The 26,347-nt window shown below is 72.3% G+C and carries 23 protein-coding genes; 11 read left to right on the forward strand and 12 right to left on the reverse strand.

Translation table 11 applies throughout. The features are described from left to right. Window positions 1–45: 45 nt before the first annotated feature. From ACIQF6_RS11580 to ACIQF6_RS11610, 7 genes are all read right to left on the reverse strand, one after another. On the reverse strand, window positions 46–1,812 hold the full coding sequence (locus ACIQF6_RS11580; RefSeq protein WP_400893153.1) for an ABC transporter substrate-binding protein: 1,767 nt from the start codon (window positions 1,810–1,812) through the stop codon (window positions 46–48). Between the two features lie 88 nt (window positions 1,813–1,900). Further along, entirely contained in the window at window positions 1,901–2,938 is a 1,038-nt protein-coding gene (locus tag ACIQF6_RS11585; protein WP_400893155.1) for an ABC transporter permease, read from the reverse strand. A 484-nt stretch (window positions 2,939–3,422) separates the two neighbouring features. Further along, the gene (locus tag ACIQF6_RS11590) at window positions 3,423–5,147 is read right to left on the reverse strand and encodes an ABC transporter family substrate-binding protein (protein ID WP_400893157.1); all 1,725 of its coding nucleotides are present in this window, start codon (window positions 5,145–5,147) and stop codon (window positions 3,423–3,425) included. A 236-nt stretch (window positions 5,148–5,383) separates the two neighbouring features. Further along, entirely contained in the window at window positions 5,384–7,942 is a 2,559-nt protein-coding gene (locus ACIQF6_RS11595; protein ID WP_400893160.1) for a peptidoglycan binding domain-containing protein, read from the reverse strand. A gap of 298 nt (window positions 7,943–8,240) precedes the next feature. After that, window positions 8,241–8,696, reverse strand: coding sequence for a DUF6113 family protein (locus tag ACIQF6_RS11600; RefSeq protein WP_400893162.1), 456 nt, complete (start codon window positions 8,694–8,696; stop codon window positions 8,241–8,243). Then, window positions 8,693–9,580 (reverse strand): N-acetyl-1-D-myo-inositol-2-amino-2-deoxy-alpha-D-glucopyranoside deacetylase, encoded by an 888-nt coding sequence (gene mshB / locus ACIQF6_RS11605; protein ID WP_400893165.1) that lies wholly within the window; start codon window positions 9,578–9,580, stop codon window positions 8,693–8,695. Before mshB ends, ACIQF6_RS11600 begins: the two co-directional genes overlap by 4 nt. A 66-nt stretch (window positions 9,581–9,646) precedes the next feature. Continuing rightward, window positions 9,647–9,841 (reverse strand): DUF2304 domain-containing protein, encoded by a 195-nt coding sequence (locus ACIQF6_RS11610; protein WP_400893167.1) that lies wholly within the window; start codon window positions 9,839–9,841, stop codon window positions 9,647–9,649. Window positions 9,842–10,077: 236 nt separating this feature from the next. Here ACIQF6_RS11610 and ACIQF6_RS11615 point away from each other — a divergent pair, with 236 nt between their 5' ends. The 5 genes from ACIQF6_RS11615 (at window position 10,078) to ACIQF6_RS11635 (ending at window position 15,858) form a co-directional block, all read left to right on the forward strand. Beyond that, entirely contained in the window at window positions 10,078–12,195 is a 2,118-nt protein-coding gene (locus ACIQF6_RS11615) for an alpha/beta fold hydrolase (RefSeq protein ID WP_400893169.1), read from the forward strand. A gap of 121 nt (window positions 12,196–12,316) precedes the next feature. Further along, entirely contained in the window at window positions 12,317–13,270 is a 954-nt protein-coding gene (locus tag ACIQF6_RS11620) for an ABC transporter ATP-binding protein (protein WP_400893171.1), read from the forward strand. Beyond that, window positions 13,267–13,989, forward strand: a complete 723-nt coding sequence (locus ACIQF6_RS11625) for an ABC transporter permease (protein WP_400893174.1) — start codon at window positions 13,267–13,269, stop codon at window positions 13,987–13,989. Before ACIQF6_RS11620 ends, ACIQF6_RS11625 begins: the two co-directional genes overlap by 4 nt. A gap of 8 nt (window positions 13,990–13,997) precedes the next feature. Further along, a complete protein-coding gene (locus tag ACIQF6_RS11630) occupies window positions 13,998–15,230 on the forward strand; it encodes a sensor histidine kinase (protein ID WP_400893176.1) in 1,233 nt (410 codons plus the stop codon). A gap of 10 nt (window positions 15,231–15,240) precedes the next feature. Beyond that, window positions 15,241–15,858 (forward strand): response regulator, encoded by a 618-nt coding sequence (locus ACIQF6_RS11635; RefSeq protein ID WP_400893178.1) that lies wholly within the window; start codon window positions 15,241–15,243, stop codon window positions 15,856–15,858. 205 nt (window positions 15,859–16,063) lie between these two features. On the opposite strand, the gene ACIQF6_RS11640 is transcribed toward ACIQF6_RS11635, so the two are convergent. Then, a complete protein-coding gene (locus tag ACIQF6_RS11640) occupies window positions 16,064–16,933 on the reverse strand; it encodes a transglutaminase family protein (protein ID WP_400893182.1) in 870 nt (289 codons plus the stop codon). 50 nt (window positions 16,934–16,983) lie between these two features. Further along, complete coding sequence (locus ACIQF6_RS11645) at window positions 16,984–17,907, reverse strand: GNAT family N-acetyltransferase (protein ID WP_400893184.1); 924 nt, start codon at window positions 17,905–17,907, stop codon at window positions 16,984–16,986. A gap of 220 nt (window positions 17,908–18,127) precedes the next feature. Between ACIQF6_RS11645 and fdxA the strand changes: the two genes are divergently transcribed. Together fdxA and dapC are read left to right on the forward strand one after the other, a co-directional pair. Then, window positions 18,128–18,454 (forward strand): ferredoxin, encoded by a 327-nt coding sequence (gene fdxA, locus ACIQF6_RS11650; protein ID WP_030287402.1) that lies wholly within the window; start codon window positions 18,128–18,130, stop codon window positions 18,452–18,454. Between the two features lie 17 nt (window positions 18,455–18,471). After that, window positions 18,472–19,617: a succinyldiaminopimelate transaminase gene (gene dapC / locus ACIQF6_RS11655; protein ID WP_400893188.1), complete on the forward strand. Its 1,146-nt coding sequence runs from the start codon at window positions 18,472–18,474 to the stop codon at window positions 19,615–19,617. 72 nt (window positions 19,618–19,689) lie between these two features. On the opposite strand, the gene ACIQF6_RS11660 is transcribed toward dapC, so the two are convergent. Both ACIQF6_RS11660 and ACIQF6_RS11665 read right to left on the reverse strand, forming a co-directional pair. After that, on the reverse strand, window positions 19,690–20,400 hold the full coding sequence (locus tag ACIQF6_RS11660) for a hypothetical protein (protein WP_400893191.1): 711 nt from the start codon (window positions 20,398–20,400) through the stop codon (window positions 19,690–19,692). 353 nt (window positions 20,401–20,753) lie between these two features. Then, window positions 20,754–21,707, reverse strand: coding sequence for a hypothetical protein (locus ACIQF6_RS11665; RefSeq protein WP_400893194.1), 954 nt, complete (start codon window positions 21,705–21,707; stop codon window positions 20,754–20,756). Window positions 21,708–21,862: 155 nt separating this feature from the next. Here ACIQF6_RS11665 and dapE point away from each other — a divergent pair, with 155 nt between their 5' ends. Further along, entirely contained in the window at window positions 21,863–22,936 is a 1,074-nt protein-coding gene (dapE, locus tag ACIQF6_RS11670) for a succinyl-diaminopimelate desuccinylase (protein ID WP_400893196.1), read from the forward strand. A 79-nt stretch (window positions 22,937–23,015) separates the two neighbouring features. After that, window positions 23,016–23,798, forward strand: coding sequence for a TIGR00730 family Rossman fold protein (locus ACIQF6_RS11675; protein ID WP_400893199.1), 783 nt, complete (start codon window positions 23,016–23,018; stop codon window positions 23,796–23,798). 16 nt (window positions 23,799–23,814) lie between these two features. On the opposite strand, the gene folP is transcribed toward ACIQF6_RS11675, so the two are convergent. Next, window positions 23,815–24,627, reverse strand: a complete 813-nt coding sequence (gene folP / locus ACIQF6_RS11680; RefSeq protein ID WP_400893894.1) for a dihydropteroate synthase — start codon at window positions 24,625–24,627, stop codon at window positions 23,815–23,817. A 215-nt stretch (window positions 24,628–24,842) separates the two neighbouring features. On the opposite strand from folP, the gene ACIQF6_RS11685 reads away from it, so the two are divergent. After that, window positions 24,843–25,250: a DivIVA domain-containing protein gene (locus ACIQF6_RS11685; protein WP_400893201.1), complete on the forward strand. Its 408-nt coding sequence runs from the start codon at window positions 24,843–24,845 to the stop codon at window positions 25,248–25,250. Next, window positions 25,247–25,816 (forward strand): DNA-3-methyladenine glycosylase I, encoded by a 570-nt coding sequence (locus ACIQF6_RS11690; protein ID WP_400893203.1) that lies wholly within the window; start codon window positions 25,247–25,249, stop codon window positions 25,814–25,816. The genes ACIQF6_RS11685 and ACIQF6_RS11690 overlap by 4 nt, the downstream gene beginning before the upstream one ends. Window positions 25,817–26,347 lie beyond the last annotated feature (531 nt).

Here is a 26,347-nt window from a genome sequence, read left to right on the forward strand (position 1 = left end):
GATCGTGCCGGTGCCCCGCCGTGAGCTACTGCTCGGTGATGACTACTACTTCACGTAGATGTTGAGCGGGGACTGCAGGCCGGCCAGGGTGTCGAACGTGACGCCGCCGAGGCCCGAGCCGTAGAGGCTCAGCGAGCGCTGGTACACGTCCGGGATCGAGACGGCCTTGTCCTGCAGCATCTTGTCGAGCGCGGCCCACGCCTTGCCCTGCTCGACCGGGTCCGCGATCTTCTGGGCGGCGTCGATGGCCGCGTTGACCTCGGGGTCGTTCAGGTGGGCGTAGTTGGAGGCGCTGTCCGCGATGGCGCGGCCGTCCCAGACCGGCTGCAGCGAGGTGTAGCCGGTCGGCCAGTCGGCGCCCCAGCCGCCCCAGTACAGGTCGTACTCGTTGTCGACCTTGCCGATGACGTCGTAGTAGGTCTTCGCGTCGATCGGCTTCGGGACGAACTTGAAGCCGGCCTTCTCCAGCGCGTCGCGGATGGCCTCGGTGACCTTCTGCTGGACCGGGGTGTTGTTGTACGCGTAGACGATGGTGGTGCCCACCGCGTTCGCCTCGGTCAGCAGCGCCTTGGCGGCGTCCGGGTCGCCCTGCGGCTTGGCCAGGATGCCGTACGGGTCGTAGGACTCGTAGCCGAGGACGGTCGGGCTCATGTACGCGGTGGCGTAGTCACCGTAGGAGGTGCCGCCCTGCAGCTGACGGGTCTGCTGGTGCGGGAACGCCTTGATCAGCGCCTGCCGGACCTTCACGTCCTTGATGCGGCTGTTGTTGATGTAGTAGTAGTCCACGTACGGGGTCAGGCCCTCGAGCGTGCGGGACTTCAGCTTCTCGTCGGACTTCACCTGGTCGATGTAGGTCGTGTAGACCTGGTTGTGGAACGAGAAGCTGGTCTTGTCGTCGCCGTTGTCCGCCATGAAGCGCTCGGTGGACGCCTGCGACTGGACACCGAAGGCCATGTGCCACTTGTCCGGGAAGGCGTTGCGGATCGGGTCGGTGGCGGCGTCCCAGTTGGGGTTGCGCTCCAGGTCCAGCGAGCGGTCGGTGACGTGCTCGGTGATCTGGTACGGGCCCGAGGAGAACGGCTTCTTGTCGTACTCCTCCTTGGTGTCGTGGGCCTTCGGCACGATGCCGTAACCGGTCATCGCCAGGGTGAAGTTGGCGTCGGTGTGGGCCTCGGGGAAGGAGATGACGACGGTCTTGTCGTCCGGGGTCTGGACGGCGTCCAGCTCCTTGCCGCCGTAGGGGCCCTCGTAGGCGTCGCGGTACTTGTCGCCCGAGATCCAGGTCTGGACGTAGGTCGGGCCGGACTTGATGAACGAGGCGTAGGTGCGCTCGATCGACCACTTGACGTCGGCCGAGGTGACCGGCGAGCCGTCCTGCCACTTCACGCCGTCCTTCAGCGTGAACTTCCAGGTCTTGCCACCGTCGGTGGTGGTGCCGGTGTCGGTGGCAAGGTCGCCGACCAGCTTCTGCGAGCCGTCGGGGGCGGTCTTGTAACCGGTCAGCTGACGGGTGAACAGCAGCGAGACCTCGGCGTTGTAGTTCATGTAGATCTGCGCCGGGTCGAGGTGCGAGAAGTCGTCGCGGTCGATCATGGTGACCGTGCCGCCCTTCTTCGAACCCTCCACGGGGGCGGCCGGACCCTTCGAGTCCTCGGCGGTGCCGACGGAGATCGTGGTGGTCTTGACCGGGGCCTTCGAGGCGCCGGCCTTGCTGCCGTCGCTGTTGCTGTGGCCGCTGGAGCAAGCGGTGGTGACGGTCAGGGCCCCGGCCACCAGAATGGCGGCGGCGAGCCGCGTCTTGCGAGAGCTCATCTTCATCCTGCCTGGAATAGTCGTTCGGAAATCTTCGTGGTGTGCCCGGGGCCTGGCGGTTCCGTCCCCCCGGAGTCTTGAGGGCCTGTCAGCGGTTGGTCTTCGGGTCGAACGCGTCCCGGACCGAGTCGCCGAGCAGGTTGAAGGCCAGAACGAACACCACCATGGCGATGCCCGGGAAGAGCAGGAAGGTGACGTCGGTCCGGAGGTAGTTCGCGGCGTCGGCGATCATGCGGCCCCAGTCCGGGGTCGGCTCGCCGACACCCACGCCGAGGTAGGAGAGACCGGCCTCGGCGGTGACGAACGCAGGCAGCGAGAGCGTGGACTGCACCAGGATCGGGGTCCACAGGTTGGGCAGGATCTCCTTGAAGATGATCCGCGCGGGGGAGGCGCCGGTGACCTTCGCGGCCTCGATGAACTCGCGCTCGCGCAGCGACAGCGCGACGCCGCGCAGGATGCGGGCCAGGCCCATCCAGCCGAGCAGCGAGAGCACCAGGGTCACCGCGACGAACGGCAGCCAGTCGGGGTTCTTCTCGGTCGGGCTGACCAGCAGGCTGGTGACCACGGGCATGGTGGCGATCAGGAAGATCTGCGACGGGAACGACATCAGGACGTCGATCACGCGACCGATGAAGTAGTCGGCCTTGCCGCCGAGGTAGCCGGCCGCGATGCCGAGCGCGACGCCGATCACGGTGGTCAGCACCGAGGTGGCGACGGCGATGATCAGCGAGGTGCGGATGCCGTAGATCAGCAGGGTGAACACGTCACGGCCGAGGCCGGGCTCCAGGCCGAACCAGAAGTCGCCACTCATACCGCCGTTGGGGCCGGTCGGCAGACCGGAGTCGGTCAGCAGGCTGACGTCCTCCTGGCCGTAGTGGGTCGTCGGGTCCTTGCCGTACACCATCGAGATGAGCGGCGCGAGGATCGCGATCAGGATGAAGAACAGCACCACGCAGGCGCTCACCACACCGGTGCGGTCGCGCATGAAGCGGCGCCACATCAGCTTGCCGGGAGAGAGGCCGCGGAAGCCGGAATCGGCGGGCGCGTCGGCCGAGGCGTTGTCCGGGAGGTCCGACGTGGACCCGGGGGTGTCCCCGTCCGTCGTGGCCCCAGTAGGCGTCGTCATGGTGCTAAAGCTCCCGACCGTGGTCCGTGCAGAAGCAAGGAGTAAGAACTTGGATGAATGGACTCTTGCAAGTCGTTTATCGAACGTCAAGAGTTCCTCAGTTGTCGATGGCCCATTTCCTGCTTCGTGCTGGAATGTCAACCACTTTGTAGTTCATGAACTCTTGACAGCCTCCAGTCGAGACGGTCAAAACCGGACAAAGGCGACCAAGGCTCGTTCACATGTCCGTAACGATGCACTGTCAGGTCCGCTATCTGGACGGCCAGTTCGGCGGGCCGGCCGGACGACGCGCGTAGACCCGGTGTCCGTTTTGGTGCTCTTCGGTGGAATTGAGTGCGGCAATTGAGTGTCCGATAATCGGACACCTCCGTTTTCGGGCATGGCGGAGCGAATTCATGGGTAGGGGTCACCCAATTCGGGCGGCAGGCGCGCCGTCGGCCGCCTGGCAATTTCCCGCCAATGGCGAGACTTCGCCGCCCGGGTGTTACTTCAGCAGCCCGATGTTCTCGTAGACGAGGTCGCCGAGCCCCGGTGCGCCGAGGTTGGCGACGTTCTTGCGGACGCCGTAAATGGCCGGGCGCTGGTACAGCGGAACCAGCCCGGCCACCTCCCACGCCGCCGCGTCGGCCCGGTTGAGCGCCGCCGTCTCGTCGTCCACGGTGTCGGCCCTGGCGGCGTCCGCCATGGCCTTGTCCAACGCCTTGCTGCCGACCTGTGACCAGTTGGAGCCGGAGTCCTGCTGGAAGGTGCTGATCGAGTTGGAGACCGGGAAGGGGGTGCCCATCAGTGCGAACGCGGTCAGGTCGAAGTCGTGCTTGTACACGAAGCCGTCGAAGAAGTCGCCGGCCGGCACGGTCTGCACCGTGACCTTCACCCCGATCTGCCCCAGCATCCGGGTGACCAGCGCGCTCTCGTTGGCGGCCAGGTTGTTGCCGGCCGGCGCCACGAACCGCAGCGCCAGCTCCGTGCCGTCCTTGGTGCGGACGCCCGAGGGCCCCAGCTTCCAGCCCAGCGAGTCGAGGGACGCCTTCGCGGCGTCGGGGTCGAAACGGCTCAGGCCGTTCGAGTTGTCCTGGTAGCCGTGCTGCGACGGCACCAGGAAGTGGTTGTTCATCGGCACGTACGGCCAGTCCAGGCCGGCCAGGTCGGTCCGGGTGATCTCCGCCCGGTCGATCGCCTGGACCAGCGCCTGACGGACCTTCGGATCGCCGAGCACCGGGCTGCGCCCGTTCAGCACCAGGTGCCGCAGGTTCGGCCCGCCGGCCCGGCGGGCCTCCCCGTCCTTGGTCGACTCGATGAGCCGGTAGCCCTCGGTGTTGGGCCCGTTGTTGTAGTAGTCGACCTCGCCGGCGGCGAACGCCTGCGGCATCTTCCCGGTGTCGTACGCCTTGAAGACGATCCGGTCCAGCAGCGGCCTGTCGCCCCACCAGTCCGGGTCGGCGACCACCGTGACGGTGCGCGCCGCCGGGTCCATCCGCTCCACCTTGAACGGTCCGGCGGTCACCGGGAAGCGTCCCTTGAAGGAGGTGTTGAACAGCTCCGGGGTGGTGATGTACTTCGCCGGCAGCAGCGGGGCGTTGCCGGCGTTGTTGAACATCGCCTGCCACTCCGAGTACGGCTCCCGGAAGGTCATCACGGCCTGGTGGTCGTCCTGGCCGCGGACCACGCTCTCCACCTGGTCGAAGCCGTTGCTGGAGGCCGTCCGGTACGCCGGGTCCTGGCCGCTCAGCGCCTGCCACTCGGCCTGCAGGTCGCGCCAGGTGATCGGGGTGCCGTCGGACCAGTGGGCCTTCGGGTTGAGCGTCCACACCACGGTCTGTTTGCCCTGCCGCAGCTCGCTCTTCACCTCGGTCAGGTAAGCAGGGTTCGGGGTCTGCATGCCGCCGGCGTCGGAGCGCCAGAAGGTCGGCAGCAGCGCCTTGACCACGTCGATGGTGGACGCCTCGGAACCGTCCGCCTGGAGCGGGTTCCACTGGCTCGAGTACTGGTCGATCGCCCAGTTCAGCGTGCCGCCCTGGCGCAGCGCGGTGCGCGGCGCCGGGTTCAGCGACTGCTGCGTCATCCGCGGGGCCTCGCCGTTCGCCGCCGCCGTCGAACCGCCGTCCGAGCTGCCTGCGGAGGCGCAGGAGCACAGCGCGAACGACAGCGCTGCCACCGACGCGATCAGGGCGAGCGGGCGGCGACTTCTCGGGGTGGGGCGTCTCGGCACGCGGCACATATTGGGGACCGGCGCGACAAGTTGTCGACCAGCTGCCGATCAAGTCTTGATAACGCGACGCGGCAGGCCGTGGCACCGCCCGGTTCGTCCCGTTCTGCGACGCCACTGGCGAGGATTCGCCAGCATGCCGAAGGCCGGGGCTCCGGTTTCGGAGCCCCGGCCCGGCGGAGTTCTGACGGTCGGTCGGACCGGTAGGACGGTCAGTCCGACAGGATGGTGACGGTCGATCAGGACGGGAACTTGTACACCCGGTCCTTGCCCGTCTTGGCGATGGTCTGGCCGATCGCGTCCGCCACGTCCTGCGCGGTGATCGCCGAGGACTGGCCGCCCTTGGTGGTCTTCACCTTGTCGAAGATGGTGCCGATGGCCGCCGACAGCTGGTCCAGGTTCCACTTCAGGACGATCTGGCCGGACGCGTCCGGGGCCAGCACCAGGGCCTTCGCCGCGGTGCTCTTGCCGAAGTTGAACTGCTTGCCGCCCGCGGTCAGGCTGATTTGACCGGCCTGCACCTGCTTGCCGAGGGTGTCCGCGGCGGCCTGCAGGGCGTCCTGGCCGACCTTAGGCTGGGCGTCGGTCAGCGGCAGCGCCACCTCGGCGTCCGGCTTGCCGGCCGCCCGGTCCCGGTAGGCCTGCTCGACCTTGTCGGCGGCCGACGTCGAGTCCAGCCCCTCCCCGGCCTTGCCCGGCACCACCTCGATGCCGCCCGACTCGGTGAACCGGACGTAGCCCTCCTGCAGACCCTGCCCGGACTTCGCGGCCAGGTCGTCCAGCGCCGCCTTCAGCTTCGCCTTGTCCACCCGCACCTGCGGCTCGACGGCCTTGCCGCCGCCGGTCAGCGAGGAGAACACGTCGACCGGGTTGTAGCTGTGCTTGGTCAGCGTGTCCACGGTCGCCGTGGTGTCGAAGCTCAGACCGGCACTGGCCGGGTCCATGGTCACCGACTGGCCGCCGATCTTCAGCCGCAGCGGCAGCTGCCCGGCCTTGCCGACCGAGCCGTCCAGCGCCGTCACCGCCTGGTCGCGGGAGTCGCCGCCGATGTCGGTGCCGAGCACCGTGGTGCCCTTCGGGATGTCGGACTGATTCATCATCAGGCCCGCGCCGTACGCCGCCGCGCCCAGGAACAGCACGCCGCCGACACCCGTCACCAGCAGCTTCTTGAGCTTGCCGCCGCCGCTCTTGGCCGGCTTCGGGGCAGGCTTGTCGGCCCGCTCCTCCGCCTCGGCCGGCGGCGGGTCGCTCGGGACCTCGCGCTTCGGTGTCGCCGCCCGCGGGCCGCCGGGGAACGGCTGCGCCTCGGGCATGTCGGCGAACCGGCCGCCGCCCTTGCCGCTGCCGTTTGCGCTGCCGGTTCCGCTGCCATTGCCGTTGCCGCCGTCCGGCCCGGGCCGGGAGGTGGCGAACGGGTCGGCGGCAGCGGGGCGGGACGGGGACTGGGACTTCGGGCCGTTCAGGAACAGTTGGGTGGTCGGCGGGTCAGCGGCTATCGCGCCGCCCGGGACGGCCTCCTCGCCGGTGATCGGGTCGAAGCCGCCGATCTGGGTGTCCTCCGGCTCCGCGTCCGCGGCGCCGCCCCGGTCCGCCGGGGGCTCGGCCGCGAACGGGTCCTGGCCGCCCTGCTGCGCCGCCGCCCGGGCCGCGTCGGGGGCCTCGGCCGCCCAGGGGGCCTGACCGGCCGCCGGCTGCGCGGGGTTCCGGTACTGCTCGTGCTGGTTGTGCTGCGGCTCGGTCCCGAACGGGTCCTGACCCTGGGCCGGCTGCTGTGCCGCCGCCGCGTAGGGGTCCTGGCCGGGGATCGGCTGCTGCCCGGTTGCGTACGGGTCCTGACCCTGGGCCGGCTGCGGTGCCGCCGCCGCGTACGGGTCCTGCCCCGGCATCGGCTGCTGCCCGGTTGCGTACGGGTCCTGCCCCGGCATCGGCTGCTGCCCCGTGGAATACGGGTCCTGGCCCGGCATCGGCTGCTGCCCCGTGGAATACGGGTCCTGACCCTGGGCCGGCTGCGGTGCCGCCGCGTAGGGGTCCTGGCCGGGGATCGGCTGCTGTCCGGTCGCGTACGGGTCCTGGGCGGCCGCCGGCTGCTGCTGGTACTGCTCGTACTCCCGCTCGGCGGCGTACGGGTCCTGAGCGGCCATCGGCTGCTGCTGCCCGGGCAGCGACGCCTGCTGCGGCGCCTGCTGGGCCGCCTGCTGCGGGGGCTGCTCCGCGGCGTACGGCGAGGCCGGGGCGAACGGCGAGGCCGCGGCGCCGGACGGGCGCGGCGCGGGCTGCGGGGCGCCGGCCGGGCCGCCCGCCATCGGGGCGGCGGGTGCGGGTGCGGGCGCGGCCTCCTGGCGGGACTTCTGGCGGGGCTTGAACCACTCGCCGGTGGACTCCGACTCGGAGGCCTTCGGCGCGGCCGGCTCCTGCCACTCCGGCGGCAGGTTCGGCGGGGCGGCCTTGGTGCGGCTCGCGCCGGTGTCCATGACGCCGAGCACCGGGTCGCCGCCCCCGCCGCGGTGGCGCGGGCCGGCCGGTTCGGCCGGCTTCTCGTCCTTGACCTTGCTCTGCACCACGACCGGCGGGATCGGACGGGAGCCGGGGATGTTGATCCGCACCCGGGTGGTCAGCGTGGTCTCCGTCTTCGGCACGTCGGCCGCGTCGGCGCCCGGGCCGGGAGCGGTCCGTGCGGCGGCCGGGTCCGGAAGCCCACCGGGCAGGCCGGTGCCGTACGGCGGGGTGCCCGACGGGTACGCGTCGGGGCCGCCGCGGCGGGGCTGCGGGTGGGCGTTGTCAGATTCGCGGCTGCTCAATGCTGCTCTGCTCCGGGTTCGCGGCCGGGCCGGCTGGGCCGTCCGCTGCGTATGGGGCGGGTCGGGCCGCCGTACGGCGGCGTGCTGCGTGCCGGGGGCCGGACGGCCCGGGGGACATCAGCTTGTTCACATGTCGGCTGCGGCGACGCCCCGTCACGCGCGTGGTGCCGAAGGTACCGTCCTGCCCAGGTGGGCCGGACGGTGGGGGTGGCCCGCCGAGGCACCACCATACCGACTGCGGTTCCACCCCGTCGGACGACCGGTGGATCCCATTGGTCCGAATCCCCCCGGTATGGGGCTACCGGTCGGCGTCCTTGACGGGGCGTCGGGGTTCCGGCGCCGGTACGCCGAACAGGAACCCGGAGCGGGTCGGCAGGGTCGCGCACACCACGCCGAGCAGTGAGCCGCCGAACAGGTAGGCGTACGCGGTCGCCGTCGCGGAGAGCACCAGGTCACCCTCCGGACGGGGCGCCAGCAGCACCGCCAGCACCAGGAACCAGCCGGCCAGCGGCACGGCCGCGCCCAGCTTGGTGCCGGTCGCCCGCAGCCCGCCGTAGAACAGGCCGGCGCAGGCCAGCAGGGCGAGCAGCACGCCCACCGGCGGCCACAGGGCCTGCACGAAAGCTCCGCACACCGAGACCGCCGCGCCCAGCAGGAACAGCGCGATGTAGACGGCGATCCGGGCGCGGGTCGGGGGAAGCGGCTCGGCCAGGCGGTCGTCGCGGCTGCCGAAGAAGGGGTGGAGGAACTTCATCGGGCCACCCCGGCGAACAGGTCGCGCTCCGGGCCGCCGGGGCCGAGCGGGCCGCGGACCAGTTCGTAGTACTCGGTGGCCAGCAGCGGCTGGCCGAGGTCGTTGCTGAGCGCGAAGTGCTCCCCGTCCACCACGATCTGGGTGGCGTGCGCCCGCATCGCGGCGGCCTTCGCCCCGGCGTGCGCCGCGTTGTCGAGCGCCGTGGTGACCACCGCGTCGTCCACCACGCCGGGGATCTGGTCGACCGGCGCGACGCCCTTGAACGGGGCTTCGGCGGCGGTGCGGCGCAGCCCGGCCTCGATCACCGAGCGCGGCATCCGGTTGTAGTAGACCTTGGCGACCTGCCAGGGCTCGCCCAGCTCCGGGCGGAACGCCGGGTCGGCGGCCAGTTCGTAGCCGCGCAGCGCCACCCGGTGCGCCTGGATGTGGTCGGGGTGGCCGTAGCCGCCGTTCTCGTCGTACGTCACCAGCACCTGCGGGCGGACCTCGCGGATCACCGCGACCAGGTGGCCGGCCGCGTCGTCCAGGTCGGCCTGCCAGAAGCAGGACGGGTCGTCGTTGTCCCGGACGCCCATCATCCCGGAGTCCCTGTAGCGGCCCGCGCCGCCCAGGAAGCGGTGGTCGTCGACCCCCAACTCCCGCATCGCGGCCGTCAGTTCGCTGATCCGGTGGGCGCCCAGCGTGTTGTCCCGGTCCTGCGCCAGGTGGGCCAGCTCCGGCGGGATCACCTCGCCGCCCTCGCCCAGCGTGCAGGTCACCAGGGTGACCCGGACGCCCTCGGCGGCGTACCGCGCCATGGTGGAGCCGTTGTTGATCGACTCGTCGTCGGGGTGGGCGTGCACCAGCAGCAGCCCGCGCGCGTCGGCCGGGGGTACGGAGGTCATGTCCGGCAGCTTACGGCCTGCCCGGAGAGGACCCCCGGACAGGCCGTGGCGGCGCGCGGGCGGCGGTCAGAGTCGCAGGCTGTTGATCATTCCGGCCAGGTTGGCCGTCACGTCATGGATCGACGGCGCGATCGAGCTGGACGCCAGATAGAAGCCGAGCAGTGCGCACACCAGCGCATGGCCCAGTTTCAGGCCGGACCGGCGGATCAGCAGCCACACGACGAACAGCATCAGAACGGCGGCGGAGACGGACAAAGCCATGACGGCTCACACCCTTCCTCGGGTGCGCCGCCCCGGGGGAGCGGGGCGACGGGCGGAACGATGGGTCAACTGATACCCGATCCGTGACCGTCGAGTGACGTTCCGTGAACCCTTCCGGGGTGTCGCGGCGGCCTCGTCCGGGTACAGCGCCGCCGGTCAGGGGCGGTCCGAACGGCCGTACGCCGCCGTGGCGAAGGGCTGCGCCGTACGAGTGAGGGGCCGTTAGGGTCTGCGGCATGACCACCGAGAAGCCGCACGACACCTTCCCCAGGCAGTACGCGCGCACCAACCGGTTCACCGCCGGCGCGCCCCGGTCGTTCGCCGTCACCCCGGACGGCGCCCGGGTGCTGTTCCTGCGCTCCCGGGGCGCCGGGGCGCCCGCCAACCTGCTGTGGAGCCTGGACGTGGCGACCGGCGCCGAGAGCGTGCTCGCCGACCCGGCGGTGCTGCTCGGCGGCGGCGCCGAGGAGCTGTCCGACGCCGAGCGGGCCCGCCGCGAACGCAGCCGGGAGACCTCCGCCGGAATCGTCGGTCACGCGCTGGACGCCGCCGGGCGCACTGCCGTCTTCGCGCTCTCCGGCCGACTGTTCGCGGTCTCGGTGGAGACCGGTGAGGCCCGTGAACTGCCCGCCGCCGCACCGCTGTTGGACCCGCGGCCGAGCCCCGACGGCACGCACGTCGCCTACGCCACCCCCGGCGGCGAGCTGCGGGTCACCGCCGTCGACGGCAGCGGCGACCGGCTGCTCGCCGGGCCCGACGGCGCGGGCGTCTGCTGGGGGCAGGCCGAGTTCGTCGCGCAGGAGGAGATGGGCCGCGACCGCGGTCACTGGTGGGCCCCCGACGGCAGCGCGCTGCTCGCCGCCCGGGTCGACGACACGCCCGTGCGCCGCTGGTGGATCGCCGACCCCGCCAACCCCGGCCGCCCGCCGGTCGAGATCGCCTACCCGGCCGCCGGCACCCCCAACGCCGAGGTCGGCCTCTGGCTGCTCGGCCTGGACGGCACCCGCACCGAGATCCGCTGGGACCGCGCCGCGTACCCCTACCTGGCCCGGGTGCACTGGTCGGCCGGCGGCCCGCCGCTGCTCCAGGTGCAGGCCCGCGACCAGCGCGAACAGCTGGTGCTGGAAGTCGACCCCGACACCGGCGCGACCACCGTGCTGCTCACCGAGCAGGACCCGGACTGGCTGGAGCTGTTCGGCGGCGTCCCGGTGCGGCGCGCCGACGGGCAGCTGGTGCGGATCGCCGACCACGACGGCGCCCGGGTCCTGATGGTCGGTGAACAGGCCGTCACCGACGCCGCGTTGCACGTCCGCTCGGTGCTCGGGGTGGACGGCGAGCGGGTGCTGTTCTCGGCCTCCTGCGGCGCCGCCGAGTTCGAGCGCCGCCCGCCCGGCTGGCTCGGCGTCTTCGCGTACGGCCCGGAGGGCGTGCGGGAGCTCGGCGACGGCGCGCTCGCGGCGGTGCACGGCGGCGGCACCACCGTGCTCACCACCGCCGACCCGCACCGGCCCGGCACCACCGTCAGCGTGCTGAGGGACGGCGCCGAGCCGCTGGTGATCGCCTCCCACGCGGACACCCCGCTGCTGACCGCCCGCCCGGTGTTCCGGTTCGCCGGCGAGCGCCGGATCCCCTGCGCGGTGCTGCTGCCCACCGGCTACGACCCGGACACCGACGGGCAGTTGCCGGTGCTGATGGACCCGTACGGCGGCCCGCACGGGCAACGCGTGGTGCAGGCGCACAACCCGCACCTGACCTCGCAGTGGTTCGCCGACCAGGGCTTCGCGGTGATCGTCGCCGACGGGCGCGGCACCCCCGGGCACAGCCCCGCCTGGGAGAAGTCCATCAACCGGCGCACCGCCGAGATCACCGTCGCCGACCAGGTCGACGCCCTGCACGCGCTGGCCGAGGAGTTCCCGCTCGACCTCGGCCGGGTCGCCGTCCGCGGCTGGTCCTACGGCGGCTACCTGGCCGCCGCCGCGGTGCTCCGCGAACCCGACGTGTTCCACGCGGCGGTGGCCGGCGCGCCCGTCACCGAGCACGACCTGTACGACACCCACTACACCGAGCGCTACTACGGCGACCCGGCGGTGGAACCCGAGGCGTACGAGGCCAACTCGGTGGTGGCGCTGGCTCCTTCGCTGCGCCGGCCGCTGATGATCGTGCACGGCCTGGCCGACGACAACGTGGTGGTCGCGCACAGCCTGCGGCTGTCCACCGCGCTGCTCGCCGCCGGCCGCCCGCACACCGTGCTGCCGCTGTCCGGGGTCACCCACATGACCTCGCAGGAGGAGGTCGCCGAGAACCTGCTGCTGCTCCAGGTGGCCTTCCTGAAGGACGCCCTGGGCATCGCGTAACGGCCGCACCCGTGACATCCGTCATGCGGACGTCACGACGGTGCACACTGCCGACGGCACCCCCGTTCCGAGGAGTCTTGAGGAGTCGCAGAGAAACGGCTTCGAAGGGACTGAGAGACACATGCGCACGGGAACGGGGGAGGTCGCGGCCTTCCGGAACGTCAGCAAGAGCTACGGCCGGGTGAAGGCGGTGAACGGACTCGACCTGGTCCTGCGGCCGGGCGAGACGGTCGCCCTGCTCGGCCCGAACGGGGCGGGCAAGTCCAGCAGTCTCGACCTGCTGCTGGGCCTGCGCGAACCCGACAGCGGCACCGTCGAACTGTTCGGCGGCACCCCGCGCCAGGCGATCACCGCCGGCCGGGTCGGCGCGATGTTGCAGAGCGGCGGCCTGATGAGCGACGTCAAGGTCCGCGAACTGGTCACCCTGGCCTGCAAGGTGCACCCCAAGGGGCACACGCCCGACGAGGTGCTGACCACCGCCGGGATCACCGAGATCGCCGACCGCCGGGTCGACAAGCTCTCCGGCGGCCAGGAACAGCGCGTCCGGTTCGCCCTCGCGGTGGCCGGCGCCAACGACCTGATCGTGCTGGACGAGCCCACCACCGGCATGGACGTCTCGGTCCGCCGGCAGTTCTGGGCCGCGATGCGCGCCCAGGCCGACGCCGGACGCACCGTGCTGTTCGCCACCCACTACCTGGAAGAGGCCGACTCCATCGCCGACCGGGTCCTCGTCCTGCACAAGGGCCGACTGATCGCCGACGGCTCCTCCGCCGAGATCAAGGCCAAGGCCGGCGCCCGCCGGATCGGCTTCGAACTCCACCCCTCCGACGGCGGCACGCTCGACGAAGCCGTGCTGCGCGGCCTGCCCGGCACCGTCGGACTGGACGTCAGCACCCGCACCGACGGCGTGCACACCGTCCGGATCCGCTCCGCCGACGCCGACGCGGGCGTCGCCGCCCTCTACAAGGCCGGCCTGTACCCGCGCGGGCTGGAAGTCACCAGCCTCGGCCTGGAACAGGCCTTCCTGACCATCACCGGAGCGCAGGACGAGAACGACGAGGAGAGCGCGCGATGACCACCCTGATCAAGCTGGAGATCCTGCGCACCCTGCGCAACAAGCGGTACCTGATGTTCACCGTCCTCTACCCGGCGCTGCTGTACGTGTTCTTCATCAGCGCCTACGGCAGCGGCGGCACGGTGGCCGGCGGCGTCCCCGTGAAGTCCTACTTCATGGTCTCGATGGCCACCTTCGGCGCGGTCGGCGCCGTCCTCACCGGCTCCGCGCAGCGGATCTCGCTGGAACGCAAGAGCGGCTGGACCCGCCAACTGCGGCTCACCGCACTGCCCGGCCGGGCCTACACCCTCGGCAAGATCGCCGCCTGCGCGGTCACCACCCTGCCCGCCATCGGCGTGGTCTTCGCGATCGGCGCGATCGAGGGCGTCGACCTCACCGCCGTCCAGTGGCTCGGCCTGGCCGCCGCCCTGTGGCTCGGCAGCTTCGTGTTCGCCGCGCTCGGCGTCGCCCTCGGCTACGCCGCCCAGCCGGACGCCGTCCAGCCCGTCGTGATGATCGTCTACATGCTGATGGCCCTGTTCGGCGGCACCTGGTTCCCCGTCAGCGACTCGCTGAAGACCTTCGCCCGCTTCAACCCCGTCTACGACTACAACCAACTGGCCTCGTTCATCCACGGCCAGAGCATCGCCGGCTCCGCGATCGCCGCCCTGGCCGCCTTCCTGGCCCTCTTCACCGCCGTCGCGGCCTACCTGTACCGCAAGGACGCGCAGCAGGCATGATGGCCCGCATGCAGACCACCGGCCCGGCCCGCCGCCCCGACCAGCACGGGGAGGACGGGCCGGACGGCCGTTGGACCACGTACCCGGGCGCGCCCGTCGAGACCCGCCGGCAACTGCTCGCCAAGCTCGCCTGGACCTCCGTCTGGGCGGTCTACCTGGCCTATCCCGTCCAGGACCTGGCGGCCGGCCGGCACTCCCCGACGGCGACCGCCGTCGGCGCCGTCCTGCTGGCCGTCTTCCTCGCCGCCTACATGTCCCTGGTGGTGATCCGCCACCACCCGGACATCCGGCAGGCCAAGCGCTACCTGCCGCTCGGCCTGATGGCCGCGATCGCCGTCGGCACCTCGTACGGCCTCGACGAGGCCTGGCTGACCCTGTTCACGTACACCTCGGTGTGCGTCGCGGTCCTGCTGCCCGGACGGCTCGGCCCCATCGGCGTCTTCGCCACCACCGGCCTGTTCACCGTGGTCGGGATCACCAGCCACGCCGACCTCGGGACCCTGGTCAGCATCGGCCTGCCCTGCCTGCTGGCCGGACTCGCCATGCTCGGCATGCAACGACTCGTCGCCACCATGCGAGAACTGCGCGAGGCCCGGACCGCCGTCGCCCACCTCGCCGCCTCCGAGGAACGGCTGCGCCTCGCCCGCGACCTGCACGACCTGCTCGGCCACTCGCTCTCGCTGATCGCCATCAAGAGCGAACTCACCGGCCGCCTCATGGACGCCGGGAAAGCCACCGAGGCCCGCGCCCAGGTCGCCGACATCGAACACGTCGCCCGGCAGTCGCTCACCGACGTTCGCGAAGCCGTCAGCGGCTTCCGCCGCCCCACCCTGGCCGTCGAACTCGCCGCCGCCCGCACCGCCCTGAGCGCGAGTCAGATCGAACTCGACGCCGACCCCCGGCTCACCGAGGAACGCCCCGGCCTCGGCGCCGACGAGGCCGGCGCCCTCGCCTGGGCACTGCGCGAAGCCGTCACCAACGTGGTCCGGCACGGCGCCGGCGCCACCCGCTGCACCGTCCACCTCGACGAGGCCTGGGAGGAGGACGGCCGCTACGCCGTGCTGGAGATCGTCGACAACGGCCCCGGCCCCGGAAAGGCCCTCCCCGGCAACGGCCTCTCCGGCCTGCGCGAACGCCTCCAACAGGTCGGCGGCCGCCTCGACGCCGGCCCCGCCAACCGCGGCAAGGGCTTCCGCCTGCGGGCCCTCGTCCCGCTGCGGCCCGGCCCCACCGGGGAATAGGCTGCGCCCCGTGACAGACGGACAGGTACGCGTACTTCTTGCCGAGGACCAGGGAATGGTGCGGGAGGCGCTCGCCGCACTGCTCTCGCTGGAGGACGACCTCGACGTCGTCGCCCAGGTCGCCCGCGGGGACGCCGTCGCCGCGGCGGTGACGGAGTTCCGGATCGACGTGGCGGTGCTCGACATCGAGATGCCCGGCATGACCGGCATCGACGCCTGCGCGGAGATCCGCCGCGTCCGCCCGCAGACCAAGGTCGTCATCGCCACCACCTTCGGCCGGCCCGGCTACCTGCGCCGGGCCATGGAGTCCGGCGCGGACGCGTTCCTGGTCAAGGACGCGCCGGCCGCGGAGCTCGCCGACGCGATCAGGCGCGTCCTGCGCGGCGAGAAGGTCATCGACCCGAAACTGGCTGCCGCGGCCCTCTCGGAGGGCGCGAACCCGCTCACCGGCCGCGAACGCGACGTGCTGGCCGCAGCGGCGGACGGCTCCGTCAACGCCGACATCGCCGCCCGCCTGCACCTCTCCGAGGGCACGGTCCGGAACTACCTGTCGATGGCGATCCAGAAGACGGCGGCGAGGAACCGCACGGAAGCGGTGCGGGTCGCCCGCGAAAAGGGCTGGCTGTAGAGGAGCGCACTGACAGGGGTGGGGAGACTCGCGCGAGAGCGGGTGGGTGCGAAAACAGGGGCGCGGGGAACTGCGCGACAAGCGCACGTCACGTCCGCAAGGTCGCGATCACGTGCAGGTCATTCTCCTGCGTCGCGATTTTGCGGTTGGGCGCCTTCCGCTTCGCGCAGTTCCCCGCGCCCCTGGTTGTGCAGCCCCAGCTCGCTCAGTTCAAACGGTGCCGCGCCGATCTCGCTTCGGCGCGCACGCGCCTCGCGCTGTCCGGATCGAACGCGTCCAGAATCTCCGCGTACGCGTCCATCTCGGCCGCGCCGCCCAGGAAGTCTCCGGTTTTGACCAGCAACTCCGCGCGTTCCAGGCGGAGTTGTGCGGGGTGGCGGGGGAGGAGGAGGGCGAGTTCGGTGGCCCAGAGCTGGGTGCGGGCGTGTTCGGGGCGTTCGGCGGCCCAGTGGCGGATGTTGCCGAGGACGCGCAGCACGGTGTCGAGCGGCTGGGCGGGGGTGAGCAGGTCGGGGGTGTAGCGGTGGCCGGCGGCGGCCAGCAGGCGTTCGATGTCGGGGACGTCGAGCAGGCGGCCGCCGTGGAAGGGGTCGGCGAGGACGTAGTCGTCGCCGCTCTCGGGGCTGCCGACCGCGACGATGAAGTGGCCGGGCAGGGCGATGCCGTGGACGGTGAGGCCGGCCCGGGCGGCGACCGCCGTCCAGACCAGGGAGAGCATGATCGGCAGCCCGCGGCGGCGGCGGAGGACCTCCGGGAGGAGGGAGGACTCCAGCCGCCGGTAGTCGGACTGGCGGCCGTGGAAGCGCTCCCGGCCGCCGAGGACGGCCGCGAGGAGCGCGGCGGTCTCCTCGGGGCCGCGCGGGCGGCGCTCGGCGACGGCCTGCCGGATGGCCGCGGCGTGGCGGTCCAGGGCGGTCCGACAGGCGCTCAGGACGGCGTCCAGGTCGGGTGGTTCGGCGCTGTCGCCGGGGTCGCCGAGGGTGTGCTCGGCGGCGGCGAGCAGGCACAGCAGCACCGGGTCGGGGTTCTCGGCCCGGGCCTCGGCTCGGAAGCGGTTTCTGCTCTGCTCGGTCACTGCGGCCTTCGGTTCAGCAGCGGGTCGTGGCGTGGTCCAGGTGGTGCACGCTACCGCTGCGGGAGGCGGGCGTAGTGGTAAGTGTGACTGGTCGTGAAGCCCCGTCGGTCGTAGAGCGCCTGCGCGCCGTGGTTGTCGGCCTCGACCTGCAGGTAGGCGGCGGTGGCGCCCTCCTCGGCGGCGCGCGCGGCGAGCACGGCCATCACGGTGGTGGCCAGGCCGCGGCGGCGGGCGGCCGGGGCGACCTCGATCGCGGAGAGGCCGGCCCAGGCGCCGTCCACGGCCGTCCGGCCGATGGCCAGCGGCGTGCCGTCCGGGCCGGGCACATGGGCGAACCAGACCGACGGTCCGCCGTGCAGCACGGCGTGCGCGGCGGCCTCCAGGGCCGGGTCGTCGCCCACCCGGCGGTACAGCGACAGCCAGCCGCGGTCGGCGGTGCGGGAGAGCCGGACCTGCCGCCAGCTGTCCGGCGCGGCGGCCCGGGTCAGTCCGCCGAGCCGGGCCTTGCGGACCACGGTGGGGGCCAACTGGGCGCCGAGCCGGTCGAGTTCGGCGGTCAGTTCGGGCGGTGAGGCGCCGTCGACCACCTCGATGTGCGCGGGCAGGCCGCGGGCCGCGTACCAGTCGCGGATCCGGTCCAGCGCCTCGGCCAGGGGCAGGCCGGGGTCGCCGAGCGCCTGCACCGAGTTGCCGCGCCGGGTGAAGCCGGACGAGGCGCGCAGCACCCACTCGCCGAGCGGTTCCTGCTCGACGGCGGGCCAGCCGCGGGCCGCGGTGCGCTGGAGTTCGGCCGGGCTGATCTCCGGCATCGAGGCGTGCCGGGCCGGGAACGGCGGCACCGGCTTGCCCGCGACCAGCAGATCTGTGGCGAAACGCACCGACACGCCGCCCCGGGACTCGACCGTCAATCCTTCGTCGTCCCACGAAGTGAGCACGCCGATCACATCGCGGAACACCGGTCGTCCGTCCGCCACGCCGTCAACACGCCGCAAGGAGACGCGTCTTCCCACGTCAGAAGGCTCTATCCGGACCTGCGGACGGGCCTGGAGGGGTACTCCGCCAGCCATCAATCGCACCTCCTGTGCATTTGCGTCCCCCGACCCGCGATACTAGGGGCGGGCATCGACGACGCCGCGCGCACCGCGCGACCGAGTAAACAGTAGGGCGGCAGCCCTTCCGAGGAGGAACGACAGCGTGACCTACGTCATCGCGCAGCCTTGTGTCGACGTGAAGGACAAGGCGTGCATCGAGGAGTGCCCCGTCGACTGCATCTACGAGGGCCAGCGCTCCCTTTACATCCACCCGGACGAGTGCGTGGACTGCGGTGCGTGCGAGCCGGTGTGCCCGGTCGAGGCGATCTTCTACGAGGACGACACTCCGGAGGAGTGGAAGGACTACTACAAGGCGAACGTCGAGTTCTTCGACGACCTGGGCTCGCCCGGCGGCGCCTCGAAGCTCGGCCTGATCGAGCGTGACCACCCGTTCATCGCGGCCCTGCCTCCGCAGAACGCCGACCACTGATCGGTGGCATCCACGCTGTGAGTACCAACGACAGCACGCACGCGCCGTTCCCGGGCCACCCGGGGGCGGCGCGCCGCGTATCCGACCGCCTGCCGGTCTTCCCGTGGGACAAGCTCGAACCGTACAAGCGCACGGCCGAGAGCCACCCGGACGGGCTGTGCGACTTCTCCGTCGGCACCCCCGTCGATCCGGTGCCGGAGCTGATCCAGCAGGCGCTGGCCGCGCACACCGACACGCCCGGCTACCCGACCGTGTGGGGCCCGGTGGCCCTGCGCGAGTCGATCGCCGGCTGGCTGCACCGCCGGATGGGCGCCGAGATCGGCCCCGAGGCGGTGCTGCCGACCGTCGGCTCCAAGGAGCTGGTGGCCTGGCTGCCCGGTCAGCTCGGCCTCGGCCCCGGCGACCAGGTCGCCTACCCGAAGCTCGCCTACCCCACCTACGAGGTCGGCGCGCTGCTCTGCGGCGCCGAGCCGGTCGCCTACGGGGACCTGGACGAGCTGGACGGCAGCAAGGTCCGGCTGCTCTGGCTGAACTCGCCGTCCAACCCGACCGGACGGGTGCTCGGCGCGGACGAGCTGCGCCGCGCCGTCGAGTGGACCCGGGCGCACCGGGTGCTGCTGGTCAGCGACGAGTGCTACCTCGAACTCGGCTGGGAGGCCGAGCCGGTGTCGGTGCTGCACCCGTCGGTGTGCGGCGGCACGCACGAGGGGCTGCTCGCCGTCCACTCGCTCTCCAAGCGGTCCAACCTGGCCGGCTACCGGGCCTCGTTCGTGGCCGGTGACCCGGTGGTGGTCCGGGAGCTGCTGGAGATCCGCAAGCACGGCGGCATGATCGTGCCGGCGCCGGTGCAGGCGGCCACCGCGGTGGCGCTCGCCGACGACGCGCACGTCGCCGAGCAGCGGGAGCGGTACGCGAAGCGGCGCGGTGCGCTGCGGGCCGCGCTGGAGGCGTACGGGTTCCGGATCGAGCACTCCGAGGCGAGCCTCTACCTGTGGGCGACCCAGGACAAGCCGTGCTGGGAGACCGTGGCCGAACTGGCCGGGCTGGGCATCCTGGTGGCGCCCGGCGACTTCTACGGCCCGGCGGGCGACCGGTTCGTGCGGGTGGCGTTCACCGCCACCGACGAGCGGGTGGCCGCCGCCGTGGAGCGGCTGGGGCGCTGACTCCGGGTCGGACGTGCGGAAGGGGCGGAGCCGGTCGGCTCCGCCCCTTCCGCGTGTGCGCGGCGCGGTGGGTCAGCCGACCGGCAGGCCGCCGCCGAGCAGGCCGCCCAGCGGGGTGCCGGCCAGCAGCGAGCCCAGCGGGCTGTTGCCGCCGCCCAGCGACGGCGTCCCGCCGAGGCGGTTGGCGGACTCGTGCTCGGCCAGGCCGGTGACGGTGCTGGTGAGCGGCAGCGACTGGGCGGCTTCGAGCACCGGGGCGAGCTTCTGGGCGGCCGGCAGGCCCTGCGCCAGGCGGTCGACCGGCAGGCCCTTGGCGACGGTCTGCAGCGGGGTGGCGGTGGCCTTGCGGGCGGCCGGGAGGACCTTGTCGGTGACGGCCGGGCCGACCTTCTGCTCGACGGCGGGGACGACCCGGTCGGAGAGCGTGCCGAGCGCGCCGGTCAGCTGGTCGGCGTGGGCGGCCGGGCCGAGGTGGCCGAGCGCCTGGTCGGTGGAGGGCAGGGTGTGCGCGACGGTGTTGCCGGCCGCGTCGCCGGCGGCCGGGCCGCCCGCGGCGAGGGCCGCGCTGCCGGTGGTGCCGACCATCTGGCCGAGCTCGTGGGTCGCCCCCTGCACCGTGTCACCCGAGTTGGGGACGTCGGCCAGCTTGGTCACGCCGGCTCCCAGGTCGGTCTGCGGGACCACCTCGGTGGCGGAGGCGGCACCCGCGGCCGCGAGCGGCGCCGCGGTGGCGGCGACGAGCAGCGCGGCCTGGGCGATCCGGCGCGTGAGGGGGAGGGACATGGTGCTCCTAAGAGGTGAGGTCTACGGTCCGCCGGGCGGACGGCCGGAACGGCTGTCCGGACTCGCCCCGCGGGCGACGTGTATGACCGCAAGAGCACCGGGAAGGTTTCGGCCGGTCAAGGTCAAGGGTTGGTAAAGATCGGACGATCCGCTTTCCGGCAAACCGTGCGGATCGTCCACGACCGGACCGCTGAAGAATCGTCACTTCCCTTGGCGGGGGCGGAATCCGTCACCCGCCCGGCCCACCGGCGTGTCGCCCTCCCGCCGACTGTCCTGCCGTCAGCGGGAGTTGACGCGAATCACCCGGTGGGCCGTCACCCGCGCATCTGTGCGTCAACGCACCGTCGGCGCCGTCACTTCTTCTTCGCCGGGGCGCCCAGCGTCACCAGCACCCGGTCCGCCGGGGCGTCCGCCAGCGGCTTCCAGCCGTCGTTGGGGCGGTCCACCCGCCACACCTGGCCGTCGTAGGCGACCTGTCCGATGCCCAGGTCCGCCGCCCGCGCCACCGACCACTGCGCCAGCGCCCAGCCGGTCTGCTTCGAGCCGCCCGCGCCCGCGGTGCTCGCGGTCGGCTGCGGGGTGAACGCCAGCACCTCGCGCGGGTCCTTGGCCGCCTTCTCGGCCGCCGCCACCGTCACCGCCTTGCCGAACTCCCGGCGCACCCGGTCCGACACCCCGGTGGCCGCCGGGTTCGCCGGGTCCGGCTCCGGCAGCTGGTGCACCACGCAGTTCAGCGCCGCCGACTCACGGCCCATCAGCACGGTGGCCAGCAGCGTCGCGTTGTTCTCGTGCTTGGCGTACGCCTGCGGGTAGCCGCTGCGCTGCACCTGCTGGGCGGCGTCGGTCAGCGGCATCTGGGCGTAGCCGTTCACCTTCACCAGCGCGTCCAGGAACTTGTTGGTCGCGTACACCGGGTCCATGATCTGCTCGACGGTGCCCCAGCCCATCGACGGGCGCTGCTGGAACAGGCCCACCGAGTCCCGGTCGCCGCCCTCCAGGTTGCGCAGCTTGGACTCCTGTATGGCGGTCGCCAGCGCGATCGTCACCGCCCGCTCGGGCAGGCCGCGGGACATCGCCACCGCCGTGATGGTCGCCGCGTTCGCCGCCGCCCCCAGCTCCAGCTTTCCGGAGCCCGTCGCGGTGGTGACCGTGCAGCCCTCGTCCGGGACGGTGATCTTGTCCCGGTTCAGCCACACCACCAGGCCGCCGACCACCGCCAGCGCCAGCACGCCCACCAGGACCCGCCGCCACGGCCGCCGACGGCGCTCCGACTCGCCACCCCCCGAGTACTCGGCGTCTGAGGCCACGATGCCCCTCTCCTCGTCGTCCGTCGTCCGGTTGCGGCGGGCCGTTCCGGGGCCACGCCGTTCGCGGACACCGTAACCGCTCGGACGGCCGTACGGGTCCGCGCGGTTGCGCGGCCGCTCACCGGGCCGCCCGGCCGCTCGGTAGGGTTGCCGCCATGAGCAGCCCGAACCAGCCCCTCGACCTGACCGTCGACGGCGGCACGCTGACCGCCCGCCTCGTCGACTTCCCGTCCGTCAGCGGCGAGGAGACCGCCCTCGCCGACGCGGTCGAGGCCGCGCTCCGGGCCTACCCGCACCTCACCGTCGACCGGTTCGGCAACAACGTGGTCGCCCGCACCCACCTCGGCCGGGCCCAGCGGGTGGTGCTCGCCGGGCACCTGGACACCGTCCCGATCGCCGACAACGTGCCCTCGCACGTCGAGGGCGACCTGCTCTACGGCTGCGGCACGTCCGACATGAAGTCCGGCGTGGCCGTCCAACTCCGGCTCGCCGCCACGGTGGTGGAGCCGAACCACGACGTCACCTACGTCTTCTACGACTGCGAGGAGGTGGAGGCCGAGCGCAACGGCCTCGGCCACCTGTTCGCCACCCACCCCGACTGGCTGGCCGGCGACTTCGCCGTCCTGATGGAGCCCAGCGGCGCCGTCGTCGAGGGCGGCTGCCAGGGCAGCCTGCGCGCCGACATCACGCTCACCGGCGTCCGCGCGCACGCCGCCCGCAGCTGGCTCGGCGACAACGCCATCCACAAGGCCGCCGAGGTGCTGCGCCGACTCGTCGACTACACGCCCCGACGGGTCGTCATCGACGGCCTGGAGTACCGCGAGGGACTGAACGCCACCCGGATCGACGGCGGCGTCGCCGGCAACGTCATCCCCGACGAGTGCAAGATCCACGTCGCCTTCCGGTTCGCCCCCGACCGCAGCCTGGAGGAGGCCGAGGCCCACCTGCGGGACGTCTTCGACGGCTACCAGCTGGACATCGTGGACGCCTCGCCCGCCGCGCTCCCCGGCCTCTCCCAGCCCGCCGCCCAGGACTTCCTGGCCGCCGTCGGCGGCGAGCCCCGCGCCAAGTTCGGCTGGACCGACGTCGCCCGCTTCTCCGCGCACGGCGTCCCCGCGGTCAACTACGGCCCCGGCGACCCGAACCTGGCGCACAAGCGCGAGGAGCACTGCTCGCTGAGCGCGATCGCCGACGTCGAACAGCGGCTGCGGGCCTGGCTCACCCGGTAGCCTCCGCGGCCGTTGCAGGTCGCCCGGTGGATTTCCGTTGTTCCTCGGAAAGTTGCCTTGTCAGGCGTAGGGTTTCGTCATGACAGCCAACGGAGAAGGACACGTCCGCAGGACCAAGAAGCCGTGGCCCGAGAAGCGCAAGGGCCCGGTGCTGCTCCGGCGGGACCAGGTCGAGACGGAGACGACGGACCAGCGGCTGCTGGACACCACCGGCCCCACCGACTGGTTGCACACCGACCCGTGGCGGGTGCTGCGGATCACCTCGGAGTTCGTCGAGGGATTCGGGGCACTCGCCAAACTGCCCACCGCCATCAGCGTGTTCGGCTCCGCCCGGACGAAGGTCGACTCGCCCGAGTACCAGGCGGGCGTGGACATCGGCCGGGCGCTCGCCGAGGCCGGCTACGCGGTGATCACCGGAGGCGGCCCCGGGGCGATGGAGGCCGCCAACAAGGGCGCCGTCGAGGCCGACGGCCTGAGCGTCGGCCTCGGCATCGAGCTGCCGTTCGAACAGGGCCTGAACGAGTACGTCGACCTGGGCCTGAACTTCCGGTACTTCTTCGTCCGCAAGACGATGTTCGTGAAGTACTCCCAGGGCTTCGTGGTGCTCCCCGGCGGACTCGGCACCCTGGACGAGCTGTTCGAGGCGCTCACCCTGGTGCAGACCCGGAAGGTCACCCGGTTCCCGGTGATCCTGTTCGGCAGCGCCTACTGGGGCGGGCTGGTGGAGTGGCTGAAGTCCACCCTGGTCGCCCAGGGCAAGGCCAGCCCGGAGGACCTCGACCTGTTCCACGTCACCGACGACGTCGCCGACGTGCTGAAGATCCTGGAAGAGGCCCGCAAGCCGCAGGGGACGCCCGCGTAACCGCGGTGACGGACCCTCAGGCGAGCCCCCGGCGGGCGACCGCCGGGGGACGGGTGCCGCGGATCGACGCCACCATGTCCAGCACCTGACGGGTCTCCGCGACCTGGTGCACCCGGTAGACCTGCGCGCCCAGCCAGGCGGAGACGGCGGTGGTGGCCAGCGTGCCGAGCAGACGCTCGTCCACCGGCTTGTCGAGCGTCTCGCCGACGAAGTCCTTGTTCGACAGCGAGACCAGCACCGGGAACCCGGTCGCCGTCATCTCCGGCAGCCGGCGGGTCGCCTCCAGCGAGTGCCGGGTGTTCTTCCCGAAGTCGTGGCCCGGGTCGATGATCAACCCGTCGCGGCGCACCCCGAGTTCGAGCGCCCGCTCGGCCAGCCCCACGGTCACCCGCAGGATGTCCGCCATCACGTCCTCGTACCCCACCCGGTGCGGACGGGTGCGCGGCTCCGCGCCGCCCGCGTGCGTGCACACCAGGCCCGCGCCGTGCCGGGCCGCGACCTCGGCGAGCTTCGGGTCGAAACCGCCCCAGGCGTCGTTCAGCAGATCCGCGCCGACCTCGCAGACCGCCTCGCCGACCTCGTGCCGCCAGGTGTCCACGCTGATCACCGCGTCCGGGTGGCGCTTGCGCAGCTCCGCGACGAACGGCACCGTGCGCCGCAACTCCTCCTCGACGGTGACCTCTTCGCCCGGCCCGGCCTTCACCCCGCCGATGTCCAGGATCGCCGCGCCCTCGGCCATCGCCCGGTCCGCGGCGGCGAACGCGGCCTCGTCGGCGAAGGTCGCCCCCCGGTCGAAGAACGAGTCCGGGGTGCGGTTGACGATCGCCATCACGACCAGCTCGTCCGGGCCGAACTCCCGCGTGCCGAGGCGTAGTGCCACCGGTGTCTCCTCCTCAGCGCTCCCGGGTGCAATGATGGGCCCCGGCCTGTACGGGACCATGATCCCACCTGATCCCGTCAGAGGGCCGAGCCGACGGGAACTGCCGTGAAAACGGAACTGCCAGGAAGTACCGGGAACTACCGGGGACTGACGGAGGACAGCTCGTGTTCTGGGTGATCGTGGTTGCGATGGCGGTGGTCGTCGGCGGTGCCGCACTGGTGGCACTGGGCGGCGGCGGATCCCTCCCCGAGGCGGAACGCGACCGCCTCACCGCACGCCTCCCGCAGGACCGTCCGCTCAGTCGGACCGACGTCGACGAACTGCGCCTGCCGATGGCGGTGCGCGGCTACCGGATGGACGAGGTCGACGACGTCCTCGACCGGCTCGGCGCGGAACTCGCCCTCCGGGACGCGAAGATCGCCGAACTGGAGGCGGTCGGCGCGGTGCGCGGCTCGGTGGAGGCGTCGGGCGGCGCGGCCGGGGAGCCGCTGCCCGGCCTGGAGTCGTTCACAGCCGTACTGGAGAAGAAGCCCGCCCCGGAGTCCGACCCCGAGAAGAGCGACCACTCGTGACCGGTGCGGTGCTCGGCGCGGACGGACTGCTGCGGTGCGGATGGGGCGACTCGTCCGACGACTACCGGGCCTACCACGACACCGAGTGGGGCCGGCCGGTCCACGGCGACCAGGCGCTGTTCGAACGGATCTCGCTGGAAGCCTTCCAGTCCGGACTGTCCTGGATCACCATCCTGCGGCGCCGCGAAGGCTTCCGGACGGCCTTCCGGGACTTCTCGATCGAGCAGGTCGCGGAGTTCGGGGACGCCGACGTGGAACGGCTGATGACCGACACCGGGATCATCCGGAACCGGGCCAAGATCGTCGCCACCGTGGCGAACGCCCGGGCGGCGCGCGAACTCGGCGACGGCGAACTGGACACGCTGATCTGGAGCCACGCGGGAGACCCGGCGCGACCCGCGCCGAAGACCCTGGCAGACGTCCCGGCGGTGACGCCGGAGTCGACGGCGCTGGCCAAGACGCTGAAGAAGAACGGCTTCCGATTCGTGGGCCCGACCACGGCCTACGCGCTGATGCAGGCGTGCGGCCTCGTCAACGACCACCTGGCCGACTGCCACGCGCGCTAGGCCCGCTAGGTCCGCCCGAGCACCCACGCCCCACCGTCCACGGACCTTCCCACCCGTGCCCTCCCGCTCCGCGCAGTTCCCCGCGCCCCTGTCGGGGCGCGGGGGTGCAGGCGGGAGGAAGAGGGCTTCGCCCGTTTGTCGGCCGGGCTGGTTTGCCGTCCGAGTATCCACGCCCCACCGTCCACGGACCTTCCCGCCCGTGCTCTCCCACTTCGCGCAGTTCCCCGCGCCCCTGTCGGGGCGCGGGATTGGAGCCGGGGCGAAGCTGGCTGCGGCTTCGGTGTTGTGCTCGTTCCGTTCGCCGGCCGTGCCGGGTTGGCCGTCCGGGCGGCCGCAGTCGGCTGCCCGCGGACCTTCCCGCTTCGCGCCTTCCCGCTTCGCGCCTTCCCGCTTCGCGCCTTCCCGCTTCGCGCCTTCCCGCTTCGCGCCTTCCCGCTTCGCGCCTTCCCGCTTCGCGCTTCGCGGCAGGTCCCCGCGCCCCTGTCGGGGCGCGGGGGTGCAGGCGGGAGGAAGAGGGCTTCGCCCGTTTGT

Origin of the sequence: Kitasatospora sp. NPDC092948 (genome assembly GCF_044754805.1) — a bacterium.
Classification (GTDB): domain Bacteria; phylum Actinomycetota; class Actinomycetes; order Streptomycetales; family Streptomycetaceae; genus Kitasatospora.

Bases quoted from the DNA above. Each gene is read 5' to 3' on its own strand.
- ACIQF6_RS11620 (WP_400893171.1), top strand. From the start codon at position 12,317: ATGCGCACGGGAACGGGGGAGGTCGCGGCCTTCCGGAACGTCAGCAAG.
- folP (WP_400893894.1), bottom strand. From the start codon at position 24,627: ATGGCGATCGTCAACCGCACCCCGGACTCGTTCTTCGACCGGGGGGCG.
- ACIQF6_RS11600 (WP_400893162.1), bottom strand. From the start codon at position 8,696: ATGAAGTTCCTCCACCCCTTCTTCGGCAGCCGCGACGACCGCCTGGCC.
- ACIQF6_RS11615 (WP_400893169.1), top strand. From the start codon at position 10,078: ATGACCACCGAGAAGCCGCACGACACCTTCCCCAGGCAGTACGCGCGC.
- ACIQF6_RS11585 (WP_400893155.1), bottom strand. From the start codon at position 2,938: ATGACGACGCCTACTGGGGCCACGACGGACGGGGACACCCCCGGGTCC.
- ACIQF6_RS11660 (WP_400893191.1), bottom strand. From the start codon at position 20,400: ATGTCCCTCCCCCTCACGCGCCGGATCGCCCAGGCCGCGCTGCTCGTC.
- ACIQF6_RS11625 (WP_400893174.1), top strand. From the start codon at position 13,267: ATGACCACCCTGATCAAGCTGGAGATCCTGCGCACCCTGCGCAACAAG.
- ACIQF6_RS11675 (WP_400893199.1), top strand. From the start codon at position 23,016: ATGACAGCCAACGGAGAAGGACACGTCCGCAGGACCAAGAAGCCGTGG.
- ACIQF6_RS11610 (WP_400893167.1), bottom strand. From the start codon at position 9,841: ATGGCTTTGTCCGTCTCCGCCGCCGTTCTGATGCTGTTCGTCGTGTGG.
- mshB (WP_400893165.1), bottom strand. From the start codon at position 9,580: ATGACCTCCGTACCCCCGGCCGACGCGCGCGGGCTGCTGCTGGTGCAC.
- ACIQF6_RS11630 (WP_400893176.1), top strand. From the start codon at position 13,998: ATGCAGACCACCGGCCCGGCCCGCCGCCCCGACCAGCACGGGGAGGAC.
- ACIQF6_RS11580 (WP_400893153.1), bottom strand. From the start codon at position 1,812: ATGAGCTCTCGCAAGACGCGGCTCGCCGCCGCCATTCTGGTGGCCGGG.
- dapE (WP_400893196.1), top strand. From the start codon at position 21,863: ATGAGCAGCCCGAACCAGCCCCTCGACCTGACCGTCGACGGCGGCACG.